Genomic DNA, 13,676 nt, shown 5'->3' with positions numbered 1-13,676 from the left:
CCCCCGTTTCGTAAGTGTCAACCGAGTGTAGCCAGTCAGAGGCTGAGATAGAGGGTTTCCTTCGAGTTATCGACGAAAGTCACCTCGATAGGGACCCTTTGATCGGAAGAGTTTGTTATTTCGGCACCGGGCAGCCAAAATGCGAACTGACCTTTGGAAACCGTTGCTTCGATCCGTTTTCCCGCTGCGCTGGTGTAAACGATCGCTGTGACATCTGCGCCCACTCGACCAGCGGCCATGGACAGGGGCTTGTCGGAGATGACACCTGTCCCCAGTTCTGTGGCCCTGACACCACGGGCCGATAGGGATTCTCCAGGGAATGGTTTTCCTATGGATCCGAATGATCCCTTGTTGAACCATGGAGCCGAGGCATCTGTGGTGCAGGTTGCTTCAAAACCGTCGGCTCCTGTGAGGACCACTGTTGTCCAGGCACCTCGTCGCTCGGCGATCGCGACGTCGGCCGCGGCCAAATCGTCCGCGTACATACCACCGCCGACGCTTTCGCGTGATCGGAGGCAGTCGGAAACAGCGTTATCCCGCTCGGTGCCAATGAGCTGACCAGGCGCGGCAGTCCACGTTGCAAAGGCGGGGTCTCCCCCGGAAAGTGCCGGAACAAAGATGAGGGCAGCGGTTGCTGCGACCGTAGAGCCAGCCAGCGCCAGGGTTTTCCAACGACGGCCGAAACGTAGGACCGCCGGCAAAGCAGAAACGCTGGGGTTCGTTTCAAGAATTTGACGAAGGTCTTTCTCGCGTCGATCCGGATCCGGAGCCGGGCTCTGCTCAGCTGCATCCATGGACAAGAGGAGCTCTGCAATGTGCTGGTTGTTTTTCATGGTGTCGATGCCTTTTCTGAAAGCGTCGTGGTAGGCGTGGCATAAGCGTTGCGCGGGGAATGTTCCAGCAGGAGCCGCAAAGCTCGTCGGGCTCGGGTGAGGCGCAATCGGAAAGCCACCGGGGAGATTCCGACGACAAGAGCTGCTTGGGGCGCGGCCAGGTTTTCAAATACAGAAAGGCCGAGTGTTTACTGATGGACCTCTGAAAGGAGCGCCCAAGCCCTGCTTAGATCAACCCGGCTGCTGACGAGGTCAGCGTGGGAATCCGATTGCGATTCCATCGACGCTTCAGCCAGACGGACCCCGAGGGCCTGCTGACGCTGTTCACTGCGACGGGCATTCAGCAACAGATTGCGTGCGATTCCAAAGATCCATGCCCGGGCGTCATCCTGGTTCCCCGGTACTTCCTGGAACCGCCGGCAAACGATCAGAAATGCCTCAGCCACTACATCCTCGGCATTCGCCGGATCTGTTCGGCGTTGAACGAATTTCAGGAGGTCGGCGTATGCGGACTCATATAGAAACCGAAAGGCCCGTTGGCTGTCAGCGGCTCTCGATGGGTAGCTCATACCCTGTACCTGTCCGCCACACCCCCAAGTGTGTCGCAACCATGGTGGAATTCTCGATTCGCACGCGCCCGCATACTCCCAACGCCGCGCCAAGGCAACCGTTGTCCCCCGCAAAACCCCGGGGTAGGGTGACCGGACCGTCCAACCACATCATCGTCTGGGAAATTCTGGGAGACACCATGACACATGTGAGACGTCAGTTGGCTGCTGTCACGGCAGCCTTGGCACTGACCGTGACCAGCGGAGCGATGGCCAGTCCAGCCTTCGCCGATCCCCGCCAAACCGACAAAAACCCTACGGTCACGGGCTACGGCGGGGCTGTCAGCACCGTGGATCCTGAAGCCTCGGCGGCGGCCATCGAAGTGCTGCGCAAGGGTGGCAACGCGGCCGACGCAGCCGTAGCCGCAGCGGCCACCCTCGGCGTCACCGAACCCTACAGCGCAGGGATCGGCGGCGGCGGCTACTTTGTCTACTACGACGCCAAGACCAAGCAGGTGGGCACCATTGACGGCCGTGAAACTGCCCCGGCCGGCATCACCAACGATGCGTTCATCGACCCAGCCACCAAGAAGCCCTACAACTTCACCCCGGAACTGGTAACCAGCGGTGTCTCAGTCGGGGTTCCCGGCACTGCCGCAACATGGGAGCAAGCGCTGAAGCGCTGGGGCACCATGGATTTGGGCGATGCCCTGAAACCGGCCATCAAGGTAGCTACCCGCGGTTTCGTGGTGGACAACACCTTCCGCAAGCAGACACTCGATAACAAGCTCCGCTTCAATGCCTTCACCTCCACGCAGGACCTGTTCCTTCCCGGTGGCGACGCTCCCGCCGTCGGAAGCGTATTCCAGAACCACGATCTCGCGGCGACGTACAAACTGCTCGCCAAAGAGGGCGCTGACGCCTTCTATCGCGGCGCTCTTGCCGAGGAAATCGCCAAAACAGTCCAGGCTCCCCCGAAGACCACGAACACCACGCTTCCCGTCCCGGTCGGCTCAATGACCGCCAAGGACCTGGCGAACTACAAAGTGGTGAACCAGAACGCCACCAAGGTGCAGTACCGGGGATACGACGTTTACGGCATGGCCCCCTCCAGCAGCGGCGGCACCACGGTGGGCGAAGCGTTGAACATCCTGGAGAACTACAACCTCAAAGACATGCAGCCAGTGGACGCTCTGCATCACTACATCGAGGCCAGTTCCCTCGCTTTCGCTGATCGTGGCGCCTACGTGGGCGATCCCCGCTTCGTCAATGTCCCCACCCAGACCCTGCTGAGTGACGTGTTCGCTAAAGAACGTGCCTGCGAAATCGGCCCGACGGCGGCCAAGAAGCCAGTGGCCCCAGGCAACATAGAAGCGTACGACGGCGTGTGCCCGTCTTCTGCGGCGCCGCTCGCCGATGAGACGGATACAGAGAACATTTCGACGACGAACATGACTGTCGCCGACAAGTGGGGCAACGTGGTGGAGTACACGCTGACGATCGAACAGACCGGTGGTTCCGGAATTGTTGTGCCCGGCCGTGGTTTCCTGCTGAACAACGAATTGACCGATTTCAGCACGGAATATAAAGCCACTGACCCGAACCGAATCGAAGCGGGCAAGCGTCCCAGGTCGTCGATGTCGCCCACCATCATCCTGAAGGACGGCGATCCGTTCCTGGCCCTCGGCTCCCCCGGCGGTTCCACCATCATCACTACGGTCCTGCAAACCATTCTGAACCGGGTGGATCTGGGAATGACGGTATCCGAAGCCCTTGCCGCTCCCCGCGCGGCGCCCAGGAACGGCGCGACGGTGACTTCCGAACCAGCCTTCATCGCCAAGTATGGCGACGGGCTGAAGTCCCTTGGCCACCAACTGGTTCCTGCCGGTGACGGCCTCACATCAGATCCGGAAATAGGTGCCGCAACAGCAATCGAGTTCAACAAGGATGGATCAACAACTGCTGCTGCCGAGCCGGTTCGTCGAGGCGGCGGTTCAGCGATGGTGGTCAAACCCGCGAAGGGGTCTTGAGGTTGGCCCGTGGCTCAAGGACGGCGGTTGTTCTTGAGCTCCCGGCTGAATCTCCACGCCATCACCAGCGAGGCGGCCGCGATGATGACTCCGGAAACCGTGGACCACCACGCCTGCTGGGTGTTGGACACGAAAATGGAGACGGCGTAGGCCGCCAGCACCAACGACAGGAGCAGCCAGACCAGGGGTTTTCGATTCACAATGCATTCCTTAATATGTGGTGATTTTTCAGGCCAGGTCACGCTTCACGAACACCGTGAATGCTGCCGCTGCCACCAGTACAAGCCAGCCCGCGGCTCCGCAGAAAGCCCCCGACGCCGGTATGTTGACAGCCGCTTGTTGAGCCCAGTTGGCGGCCAGCACGGGGAAGAAGAACGTCGTCATTGGTTGTGAGAGGTCGGGCAACAGCCCGGGCAGGGCCACGCTGAGGGGAACCGCGAAAAGGCTGACCAGGTGGTTGCGGAGGAGGGAACCGAGGGCGAAGCCCCAGAGAGCGCCCATGGCGGCTGCCCCAGCAAAGGCCAGGACCAGGCTCGGAGAGAGCGTCCCGGCAACCTTGAGAACTGCCGAAGCGAAACCGAAGGCCAAGCCAATAGCGGCCCCAGCAAGGAGGGCGGCCACCGCCGTCGAGAGCGCACGTCCAAGGAACGCCGGCCTCCGCTGGAACAGTAAGACCCTGCGGTTAAGGCTGCCCGCCCGGTAGTCGGCGGTGAACGAGAACGACCCGAACACCGCGGAGACGGTCAGCACCAACGAGGTCACCGCGTCCAGGAGGAGCGCAGGCAACCCTGTTGTGTCCGCCCCGGCGTCATGGGTGGCCGCCACAAACAGCATTCCGGTGAGTCCCAGAGCCAGCGCGGCGCTGATGGCCGATCCCTTCCACAACCATGGCCGCCGGAGGTCCGAGAGAAGGGCGGGTCCCAGATTGACCACTACAGTTCCCTCCTCCGAACCACCCACAGCGCCCCTACGCCAGCAATGAGCGTCCAGGCAACGGACATAAGGAAGGCCGCTACGGGCTCCAGTAAACCTTCCATCGGCAGCGACACCACACCCGCCAGAGCCCCGGAAGGAAGCCAGCGCGCAACCTCGGGAGCATTGGCCATCAAGGGCAGCTCAATGGCGAGTGGAATGAGCAAGGTGAGAATCGTCGTCGCGTAGTAGTGCTGGATGATCCAACCGAGGGAGCATCCCCAAAGCGCACCGAGGCTGGACGCGAGGACGACGGCCCCTAAGGGGCCCAGTGATTCGGGCGCCAGCAGCAGCTCACGGGTAACCGGCGCCAGGGAGAACACCACGCTCCCGCCCCACACCACAATGCCTGCGAGCGCCGTACCAATTCCTACAGCCAGCGCCGCAACGTATTTGGCCCTGAACACGCTCATCGCGCCAGAGGTCACCACACTGCGTCGAATCGTCCCGTAGTACGACTCCCGAGTGACCAAGTAACTCCCGGCAAACGTGGCCACGGGGGCAATGCTGGCAGCGACGGCCCAGAAGATCCCAACGTTGTCCGCGGCCTGGAGCCGATCCGAGTTTTGGGGCCAGCCGAGGAAGTTGGCAACGAACCATGGCACCAGGCCGCTGAAGGCCAGGATGCCCAGGACTGAGTACCCGCTGAAGTACCGGAGGAGTTCCGAACGGAGGCCGCAGGCCAGAGTGTTCATTCGGCCGCCGACCCGAGAATGGTGAAGTACGCGGATTCCAAGCTGCCGCCGCCCATGGCCTTCGCTTCGTCCAGGGACCCGCGGAATAGCGTTCTTTGCTTGAGAATGACTACCTCGTCAGCCACCTGTTCCAGTTCCATGAGTTGGTGGCTGGATACGAGCGCGCTGCCTCCATCGGCAGCGAAATCGCGCAGGAACCATCGGAGCCACTGGATGCCCTCAGGGTCCAGCCCGTTGGCGGGTTCGTCGAGGACAAGGAGCTCGGGGCTGCCAACAAGGGCGGAAGCAATCCCAAGGCGCTGACGCATGCCCAACGAGTAGTCCCGTACCTTCCGGCCCGCGTCGGCGACAAGATCCACCTGATCGAGGACGCGGTCCACGCTTTCGCGGTCAACTCCTGCCGCGAGTTGGCAGATCTGCAGGTGGCGCCGTCCGGTGAGCCCGGGCTCCACGTCCATCCCCTCCAGGTACACCCCCACCTTCGTGGCGGGACGACGCAGCGTCCGGTAGTCGGAGCCGAACACCGTCGCCCTGCCGGAGGTCGGTTCCAAGAGCCCGGTCAGGCCAGCGAGCGCAGTACTTTTCCCCGCCCCGTTGGGGCCGATCAGGCCCACGACAGTGCCGGCCCGAACGTCGAACGTCAGGTCTTCGACGGCGAATCTCGCGCCTCGTTTCTTACTGAAATGATCAAAGCTGGCATGAATCGTCATGATCGCCCTTTCAACGCATCGACGGAGTGGACAGGCCACAACGGCGATGCCGTGACTGAGTCCCACAGCCACTCCCCCAGGCTTGATTGCTGTTGGCTGGTGATTTCAGCACGTCCTGAGGTTGAGAGATTGGTCCCTGATTCCAGCTGACTTGGGAAAGCGAGGACGGCCAGATAGTCACCGCCCAGGGCGACCGGGACCAGCGTGTACAGCGGTGCCTTGGATTTCGACGGCGGTTGGTCTCCCACGGTGGCCCGGCCCAGGTTCTCGTGAATGATCATTCCCTGCGATTGCAGGGTTACGCTGTCCCCGGCCGAAAGCGCATCAGCCGAGCCTTCGAGCGGGACCACGATGTTCAATTCACCATCGTGATACGTGTACCCGGCTACCGTCACGGGCCTCACCGGAATGATGGCAAGGAGCAAACAAGCCACCAGGATCCCCAACAGCGCCATGAGGGTCCGCCGCCAGAGGGGGCTTCCGTTCCTGGCCGCTGCGCTGAAAAAACGGTAGACACTCCTAGCAGCCATTCCCATCAGCAGGCATAGAACCAGGAGAACAACCACGTGCCCCGGGTAACCGAGCTGCAGGAAGATCGGCATGAGGCGTTGGAACCCGACCAGCATGAAGACGATTCCGGAGATGAAGCAGGCGAGGCCGAACCACGGCAGAAGGACGTGGCTCTTGATGGTCCTCCGCGACCCGAGAACGCGGGAACTGACAATCTCGCCAAGGGCGCTCAGCGACTTCTTCCGGAGATGGGGGACGTCCACGGCGGACATCAAAGCGACGTAGCCATCGAGTTTGATGAACGGGAAAAGGTTCAGGACCGCCACGGCGTAACAGATGAGGCCGTAAAGGACCGCCGCATCCTTGACGGACGACTCCGGCAGAAAAGTCTGGAAGGTCAAAGCGATACTGCCAAGGGCAACGTGTACCAAGGGTCCGGCGAGGGCAACGAGTACCCGTTGTTTCCGTGAGCCCAGCCGCCACCCGTCCGTAACGTCGCAGAAGAACGCGGGCGACAGGTAAAACAGCATGATCCCGATGCGTCGCGGTGTTCCGCCAAAGTAGCTGAGCGCCATCCCGTGCCCCAGCTCATGCAAAAGCGTGGATACGAACATCGCGCAAACAACGTACAAATACGCCTCAACGGGAAGCGGCGAGGCAAGTACACGCCACAATTGGGGCCCCGCCATCGCGGCGCCAACCAAGCCCCCGAGCAGCAACAACAAAGCAACGATGGCCGCACCAGGCCGCATCATCGCGGCGACCACCGGTCGAAGTGCCAACAGCAAAGGGGCCGGGTTGAACAACGTGAACTGCAATGTCAGCGGCGCCCGGAACTGGACTCGTCGCGTCTCAGCGGGCCCCGCACCGCCGTCGAACATTCCGGTGGGAGCGAGCTGACGCACAATTCCCATGACATCCGCGGATGTCCACGGCGATCCCAGGCGGACGGCCACCTGCGCCGGATCCTTCTGGCCGTCCACCACTTTAAGGACATGGGCGACGTCGGCAGAGACCCTCGCTTTCGGCACACCGTTCACGGCCACAATCCACGGGCCGCCCTCCTGGAGCGGTTCGTCGATGGAGGCCGTGGGGGCGAGTTGGACCGGCCATTCCACAGTGGTTCCGGCTTTTGCTGCGCGGTTCATATCAAGGGATGCGGGGTAGAGGCCGTACCGGACAGACCTTTGGTTTCGTCCATCGACAAGGGGACCGTACCGGGGCAGATGACCTTGCCAGCTACCCAGCCCATGTCCCGGATGGCTTGCGGGAGCCGGTGGGTGAGGCTGACCCACAAGGTCGGGATGTCCCTCCCCTCCAAGTGATTTACCAGGGCGTCGACGCTGGCTGCCGGCTGACAGGCAGGCAGCGGAGACGGCGTGAATGTGCTGACCCACTGAAGTAACTCGTAGATGGCGGGATCGGTGGTCCAGAACTCAGCGCGTGATTCATCGTCGGTGACTGCCAGCACGGGAACAGCAGCCTGGGTGCGGGCAAGGAAGAGCTCCCGTATCTGCAGGCCTTCCTGAAGCGCTCCCCGCAGCGCTGCTACCGGGTCCGGCGAAGCTTTCAAACCGACGGCACTGAATGGCTTGGGTCCGGAGGGGTTGGTAATGATACAAACCGCTGTCTCCAAGGGGCTGCCAAGGTGCGGAACGAACGCGAGAGTGGGCTCGATCCCCGCCGCCCGGCTCATGGCGAGAAGCTCCAGGAGGCTCCGATTTTCTGGCGCGTCCTTCAGATCTGCGACGTCGAACAGGTGCAGCGGCGTCTTGGTGTGCCAGCCAGAAAGGAACGCATCCCGCTCCAGAACTTCAGCAATCCCTGCAGCCTGGGCGAAACCCTCGGACGGCCCGGAAGCAGCACCATTCGGTGAAGGATCAAAGAACGCGTCCCACGGATTTGGCTCCGCGAGGCCGGGACCGTAATCCACCAGCGGAGCGGGAACGTACGTCGTCTTCTGCGTGAGGAGGTCAGTGGCCCTGTACCAAGGAAAGTCGAAGGCCAAGGCCGATGCTCGGCCCAGCCCGGCCGTGACGAAATCGAGGCGCTGCTCGTCGCCGCCCGGCCGGCCAGCAAGGGTCTGATCATCGGTGGGCGCGGGTATTAGGGCGAATCGCTCCACAGCCTCGCCGGCGCCCCGGGTTACGGAGGCGCGTTTGTTGACATCGAAAGCGCCGACGGCGGATGCGAACCCCGGTCGCGAACCTCGCGCTTGTGCGAGCACCCCCACGGTTCGCCACAAGCCGACGTCGTTCGGCACATACACGGAAGCTTCGGACACCAACCCTGAGGATGGGTCCAGCGTGCGGACGGGATCGAGGCTCATGCTGCGCACACCCACAGCTCAATGTCGTTCAGGCGGGAACCGCGGGACGCGATCCGAACCGGACGGCGTTCCCGGATGGTGAGCCCCTGGCCCACGATTTCCTCCGCGATGAGGTCGTTGCTGACGAAGGCAACCTCGCTGGTGTAGGCGGAGGACCGGTAGGTGCCGCCCTCATTGAAGCTGACGTGGATCATGGTCACATGCCGTGCCCCATTAACAGGATCACGGCTTTCGGCGGTGATCAGGAATGAGTCCTCCCCGAACGCAGAGATGGTAGTGTCGCCGTCGTCGTCTGACGCTTGGTGGCTGTCAGCGTTCAGGACTGTCAGCAGGAAGACGCCGCCCGGCGTCAAGGAGTCGCGGACCCTGCGGAAGAGCTCACGCCGGGTGGACCCATCCAGGAGGGTGATGGAACTGGCGCCGAGAACCACGCAACCGTACCCGCCGTCGAGCTCAAAGCGGGACATGTCCGCCTCCACCAACTCCACGTGGACCTGCCGCGGATTGAAGGCCCGGCTCGCTACCCTCGCCTGAAGCAGTGCGAGCATTTCCGATGAAGAGTCGACGGCGGTCAGCGGACGTCCCAGCGTGAGGAGGGGCCGTGTGATTCGCCCCGAACCTGAAGCCAATTCGAGGATGGGACCGGACGTTTTGCGTGCCGCGGCCAGGATCTCGGGAAGTTCGGTGAGGTCGTTTGCGGTGATCCGATCGTAGAGGCGGGACCCTGAGGCGCTGTACAAATCCTCGGGCGGATCGAGGTGGCCGAGCACGCGCAGGATGGCGTCGGCAGTCTTGTCGGGAGCGGTTTTCATCAACTGGTGTCCTCCGGAAGTTGGTTGGGCCGGGAGCGCACGCGGGTGGCGACGGAACAGAAACACCACCCGCGTGCACTGGCTAGGTGGCGGCGATGCCGACGACGATGCCGGCGATGATGATGACGTCACCGACCCGGATGTACCACGGTGTATCGTCCGGGGTGTCGAGGTTCTCGAGCTCTTCGATGGACAGCTGGAGGTTCGAGGTTGCGATCATTAGCTCCTCCTTTCTTTCTGGCGCTTGCCGGTTGTGGACCGGTGCCTGATTAGGTGATGCTGACGGCGATGATGCCGATGGCGACGCCCTGGGTGACTCCGATGAACCAGTTGTTAAAGTCCGGGGTATCCATCGACTCGATCTCCTGGATGGAGATGTTGAGCTGATCCTGCATGTGTGTTCACCTCCTTTCGGGTGTACTGCGGCTTTGCGTTTCAGCCTGTGGATCGATCAGGTGATCGCCACCGCGATCCCCACCAAAGCCAGGCCTGCTGAGATTCCCTTGATGCGCTCGTCCCAGTCGTCCGGGACATCCATGGGTTCAAGTTCCTGGATGCTGAGGTCCAAGGGCTTGAGTGCTGTGCTGCTGTTCATGTGATTCACCCCCTCTCCCCTGCCACTCGTAGTTGGCCCACTGGGCATGGCAAGTCTTGGGCTGTCGCCGCCGCTTCGACAGTTGCTGCTGCTTCGGCGAGCACGTGCTGCACCTGAACGGAGTCAATTCCGCGCATCATGGGCAGCGCTCCGCCCCAGTTCAGGATGCTTGCGTCGGCGGTCCGTGCTTCCGCGTCTTTGCTGATGGTGCTGAGCCGGGCGATACCCCAGCGCCACATCAGCTCATCAATGCCGTCGCCCGGGCTGCGGTGAAGCGATGGCTCGACCTCCCTCACCACGGACCACAGCTCGTCGAGCCGGGCTTTGTCGCCCCAGGCTGCGCCGCCGCTGGCGATCTCCCGCCAGATAGGTCCGATCACTGACGCCGTCGCCGTCATCTTCCGCGCCCCGGTGACGTAGGCAAGCTCGTTGGCGACATACCAATGTTTCGCGCCGTAAGGATTGCGTCCCATCAGCGCCCAGCCGGTGTGGGTCTCCATGCTCAGCCTGCCTGCAGCCAACCTCAGCTCCAGCGAATCACCGCGGAGCAGGCGTTGCCCCAGCCGGATGATCCGCTGGATGAGGGTGTACCCGTCGTCGTCGAAGATGTTCGCTGTGCTGCCGATCATGGTTCCAGCCACACGCAGGAACGCTTCCAGGAGGCCCTCGAAGACCAGCTCCGTCGGCAGGGTGGCGAGGTGGCCGGCGTCGAGCATTGCGGTGTCACCCGCCAGATGACGGGAGACGATCAAACGGCGCCCGACGGCGGTGTCCAGGCACGCTACGCCGCTGACTTCCGCGCCGGTCCCCACGGTGGACGGCATAAGAATGGTCTTGGGGCGTTCCTTGGTGGTGGCGATTGGAGGCAGGACCAGGAGTCCAGAGCGTTTAGCGTGCCGTTCCGCGAAAATGGGCAGGCTGGGGTCAGCTGTGAATAGGGCGGCGAGTTTCACGGCGTCCAGAACCGACCCGCCTCCCAGCCCAACAACGGTTTGGAGTCCGTTCTCGCGAATGAACGTCCCCACAACGCGCAGGGTGCCCACATCGACGGGTATGGCCGTGAGCTCCAGGACCGGCACGCCTTTGAGGTCACCGGCCAGGAGTTTGTCCCTGTGCTGCTGCAGTGCTTTGTCTACCACCAGGCCTGTCCGGCCGCGGGTGATTCCACCGATGTACTTGGGCGACATTCCCGCGTCCAGCACTACGCAGCGCGTCTTCCACAGGTGGTCGGCGATCATGCGAACAATCCGTCGAAATGGGCCATGGTGAGGCCCGCTTTGAGGGCGGCCCTGAGCTCCTCGAAGTTCTCCTCGGTGTACACGAGCGCTGGAAGAAGCTGTATGCGCCCGGGCCCTGGCTGCACCATGGCGCCTGCAAGGTGGATCCGTTTCACCACCGCCAGGACGCTGTTGGCGGACAGGGGCAGCCCGTTGTTGGAGAGGAGTTTGAGGCCCCGCATGCAGCCGCGGCCGGACGCGTTGCCCACGCCTTTGGTGTCCTGGAGTTCGGCGATGAGTGTGTCCAGCCCATGTGCAACGTCTTTGTTGAGGGTCCTGAAGTCGAGCCGCCGCATTTCATCGATGGTGCCCAGGATCGCGGCGCACGTTGCCGGGGTTCCTGCCTGGGTCTCCCCATGGACGAACACGGCCTCGTTCTTGTCAAAGGTTTCGGTGACCCGTTGGCTGATGAGCAATGCGGCGCATGCGCTGGTGCCGTTGGTCAGGCCTTTGGATGTGATGATGACGTCCGGCTGCTCCGCCCAGTCATCGGACGCGAACCAGCCGCCCACCCGGCCGAATCCGGTGGCAACCTCGTCCGCCACCAGGACGAAGCCGTGCTGCTTTCTGCGCTTCATGACTTCTTGCAGGAAGTCGTCCGGCACGGCTTCCGCGCCCGATCCGAGGACCGGTTCCACAATGACGGCTGCGATCCTGTGGCCTTCGCGGTTCATCAGTTGGGTCAGTTCATTGCCGTCGTCATCGAACGCTATGTGGCGGATGTTCCGCTGATCCACGGCGTACATGGCCTGACCGAGTTCGTCGCCGCTGAGAGCCTGGCTCCCGTACGTGAGCCCGTGGTAGCTGCCCTTAAGTCCGACAATGAGTTTCCGCTCCGGTTGCCCTTCCAAGACGAAGTACTGACGGGCGAGCTTCATCACGGCGTCGTTGGCAGCACCGCCGGAGGTGGAAAAGACAACGCGGTGAAAGGGGTGTTTTGGCAGTCCCAGGAGGGCTGCGGAGGCCTCGATGGCTTGGCGGTGGGCTGAACGAAAGAGCGGCAAGTACGAGGCAGCTTGAAGTTCCGCGCTGATGTTCGCGGCGATGCGTTGGTTGCCGTAGCCCAGGTTGGCGTTCCAGAGCCCGCTCTTGGCACAGAGCCTCCGCTGCCCATCCTCAAAGGTGACATGGACGCCGTCGGCCTTCACTGCTGTGAAGCTGTCCGCGGCGAAATCATGCTGGGTTGTCAGCGGAACCCAGAGCGGCAACTGTGTGCGAGGTGTGGGGAGGATGGGTACAACGGTCATCGGTTCGCACCAATGACGTCGATGCCAAGCTGCTCAAAGCGTGCCAGGACAGCTCGTGCGGATTCCTCAGCGATCGAGACCGATACTTTGAGCTGCGGCGCTGTCCTGATGGCCGCTGCTTTGACATCCCGCAGGTTGGAGACGGCCTCGATGATCACGGCTGCATCCGGTCCAAGTTTGAAGAGACGGCCCGTCTTGGTGTCCAAAAGGGTGTGGTCCCGGCCCCTTGTGAGGATGAAGGGAGCCTGTGGTGACGGAAGGTGGTCGCTTGGTGCTGCACCGTAAAGGCTCGTGCCAAATCCCACCAGCTTGGTGGTGGGGAGCTCCTCACGGGGAATGAACTTCCACGCATCCAAGGCGGCCAAGTAGCGGGGTATCCAAGGTTTGGCAGCCAAGGAATCCTGGATGTCCCACGGGTAGTAAACAGCGGCCACCGCCGACTCCGGACGGAGCATGATGGCCCGTATCTTGAGATCCGCCAGGTGGTCACCCACGGTGCCGATCCTGGTTCCGTATGGTCCGCTGAGGACAGATCCGTCCTGGGCGATGTGGAGCCTGGACATCAGCAGGTTGTTCTTCTGCGTGCCGTTCAGGAGTCCCCGTTCCGCCAGTACCGCGTTGACCTCGGTGAGTTGCGGGACGAAGTGGCCCGAGCGGCGGGCTTCCTCCGCATCGTCAAAGAAGGCCTGCCAGTCCTCCTTGGTGGTGATCCTGACGACCGTCACACCCACCAGGTTCACGAACGGGATGGCTATGTAATCCTGGATCTCAAGGCTGAGCGTGCCGTCCACCAGGAGTTCTTCGCCGGCGGTGTCGAACGATCCTGTGACTGTGACAATGTCCTGGTCGTCCTTGTCGCCGTTGCAGACGAGGATGGTGGAGCCTTCAGCGGCGAGGGTCTTGGCGTAGCCCGTGTGTTCGGGATTCTCTACGAAGATGACATGGCCTGGAATACGTCCTGGAATGCCGGTGATCCATTGATCCGTAGCGGCGGCAATGCTTTGTTGCTGACTCAGCTTCAATTCCCCAACCCCAATGTAGTCCACGTTTTTCTGGAGCGGCCGCCGTGTTTTACCGCGGGCTCGTTCTGGGAAGGACACTATGGGCGGGCTGGAGGG

At 62.4% G+C, this 13,676-nt stretch carries 16 protein-coding genes; 1 reads left to right on the top strand and 15 read right to left on the bottom strand.

Annotation, left to right across the window (positions count from 1 at the left end; translation table 11 throughout):
- Positions 1-35 precede the first annotated feature (35 nt).
- Together NEK97_RS09510 and NEK97_RS09505 are read right to left on the bottom strand one after the other, a co-directional pair.
- On the bottom strand, positions 36-833 hold the full coding sequence (locus NEK97_RS09510; RefSeq protein ID WP_257369605.1) for a hypothetical protein: 798 nt from the start codon (positions 831-833) through the stop codon (positions 36-38).
- A gap of 188 nt (positions 834-1,021) precedes the next feature.
- Entirely contained in the window at positions 1,022-1,402 is a 381-nt protein-coding gene (locus tag NEK97_RS09505) for an RNA polymerase sigma factor (RefSeq protein WP_257369603.1), read from the bottom strand.
- 179 nt (positions 1,403-1,581) lie between these two features.
- On the opposite strand from NEK97_RS09505, the gene ggt reads away from it, so the two are divergent.
- Entirely contained in the window at positions 1,582-3,411 is a 1,830-nt protein-coding gene (ggt, locus tag NEK97_RS09500) for a gamma-glutamyltransferase (protein ID WP_257369602.1), read from the top strand.
- Between the two features lie 14 nt (positions 3,412-3,425).
- On the opposite strand, the gene NEK97_RS09495 is transcribed toward ggt, so the two are convergent.
- From NEK97_RS09495 to mpaB, 13 genes are all read right to left on the bottom strand, one after another.
- On the bottom strand, positions 3,426-3,611 hold the full coding sequence (locus NEK97_RS09495) for a hypothetical protein (RefSeq protein ID WP_257369601.1): 186 nt from the start codon (positions 3,609-3,611) through the stop codon (positions 3,426-3,428).
- 28 nt (positions 3,612-3,639) lie between these two features.
- Positions 3,640-4,344 (bottom strand): hypothetical protein, encoded by a 705-nt coding sequence (locus NEK97_RS09490; protein ID WP_257369599.1) that lies wholly within the window; start codon positions 4,342-4,344, stop codon positions 3,640-3,642.
- Entirely contained in the window at positions 4,344-5,078 is a 735-nt protein-coding gene (locus NEK97_RS09485) for a hypothetical protein (protein WP_257369597.1), read from the bottom strand. The genes NEK97_RS09490 and NEK97_RS09485 overlap by 1 nt, the downstream gene beginning before the upstream one ends.
- The gene (locus NEK97_RS09480) at positions 5,075-5,788 is read right to left on the bottom strand and encodes an ABC transporter ATP-binding protein (RefSeq protein WP_257369596.1); all 714 of its coding nucleotides are present in this window, start codon (positions 5,786-5,788) and stop codon (positions 5,075-5,077) included. The genes NEK97_RS09485 and NEK97_RS09480 overlap by 4 nt, the downstream gene beginning before the upstream one ends.
- Positions 5,785-7,446: a daptide biosynthesis intramembrane metalloprotease gene (mpaP, locus tag NEK97_RS09475; protein ID WP_257369595.1), complete on the bottom strand. Its 1,662-nt coding sequence runs from the start codon at positions 7,444-7,446 to the stop codon at positions 5,785-5,787. The genes NEK97_RS09480 and mpaP overlap by 4 nt, the downstream gene beginning before the upstream one ends.
- Complete coding sequence (locus tag NEK97_RS09470) at positions 7,443-8,627, bottom strand: YcaO-like family protein (RefSeq protein ID WP_257369594.1); 1,185 nt, start codon at positions 8,625-8,627, stop codon at positions 7,443-7,445. The genes mpaP and NEK97_RS09470 overlap by 4 nt, the downstream gene beginning before the upstream one ends.
- On the bottom strand, positions 8,624-9,439 hold the full coding sequence (gene mpaM / locus NEK97_RS09465; protein WP_257369593.1) for a daptide-type RiPP biosynthesis methyltransferase: 816 nt from the start codon (positions 9,437-9,439) through the stop codon (positions 8,624-8,626). Before mpaM ends, NEK97_RS09470 begins: the two co-directional genes overlap by 4 nt.
- Positions 9,440-9,521: 82 nt before the next feature.
- Entirely contained in the window at positions 9,522-9,659 is a 138-nt protein-coding gene (locus NEK97_RS09460) for a daptide-type RiPP (protein WP_211713282.1), read from the bottom strand.
- Positions 9,660-9,708: 49 nt separating this feature from the next.
- Positions 9,709-9,834, bottom strand: a complete 126-nt coding sequence (locus tag NEK97_RS09455; protein ID WP_255773712.1) for a daptide-type RiPP — start codon at positions 9,832-9,834, stop codon at positions 9,709-9,711.
- A 56-nt stretch (positions 9,835-9,890) separates the two neighbouring features.
- On the bottom strand, positions 9,891-10,034 hold the full coding sequence (locus NEK97_RS09450) for a daptide-type RiPP (protein ID WP_235517646.1): 144 nt from the start codon (positions 10,032-10,034) through the stop codon (positions 9,891-9,893).
- Positions 10,035-10,039: 5 nt separating this feature from the next.
- On the bottom strand, positions 10,040-11,272 hold the full coding sequence (mpaC, locus tag NEK97_RS09445; RefSeq protein WP_257369590.1) for a daptide-type RiPP biosynthesis dehydogenase: 1,233 nt from the start codon (positions 11,270-11,272) through the stop codon (positions 10,040-10,042).
- The gene (gene mpaD / locus NEK97_RS09440; RefSeq protein ID WP_257369588.1) at positions 11,269-12,558 is read right to left on the bottom strand and encodes a daptide-type RiPP biosynthesis aminotransferase; all 1,290 of its coding nucleotides are present in this window, start codon (positions 12,556-12,558) and stop codon (positions 11,269-11,271) included. Before mpaD ends, mpaC begins: the two co-directional genes overlap by 4 nt.
- On the bottom strand, positions 12,555-13,580 hold the full coding sequence (gene mpaB, locus NEK97_RS09435; protein ID WP_257369587.1) for a daptide biosynthesis RiPP recognition protein: 1,026 nt from the start codon (positions 13,578-13,580) through the stop codon (positions 12,555-12,557). The genes mpaD and mpaB overlap by 4 nt, the downstream gene beginning before the upstream one ends.
- Positions 13,581-13,676 lie beyond the last annotated feature (96 nt).

Origin of the sequence: Paenarthrobacter sp. UW852, assembly GCF_024608385.1 — a bacterium.
Taxonomy (GTDB): Bacteria; Actinomycetota; Actinomycetes; order Actinomycetales; family Micrococcaceae; genus Arthrobacter.
Note: the sequence above shows the minus strand (reverse complement) of the source record. Positions and strands in the feature narration are given on the sequence as shown.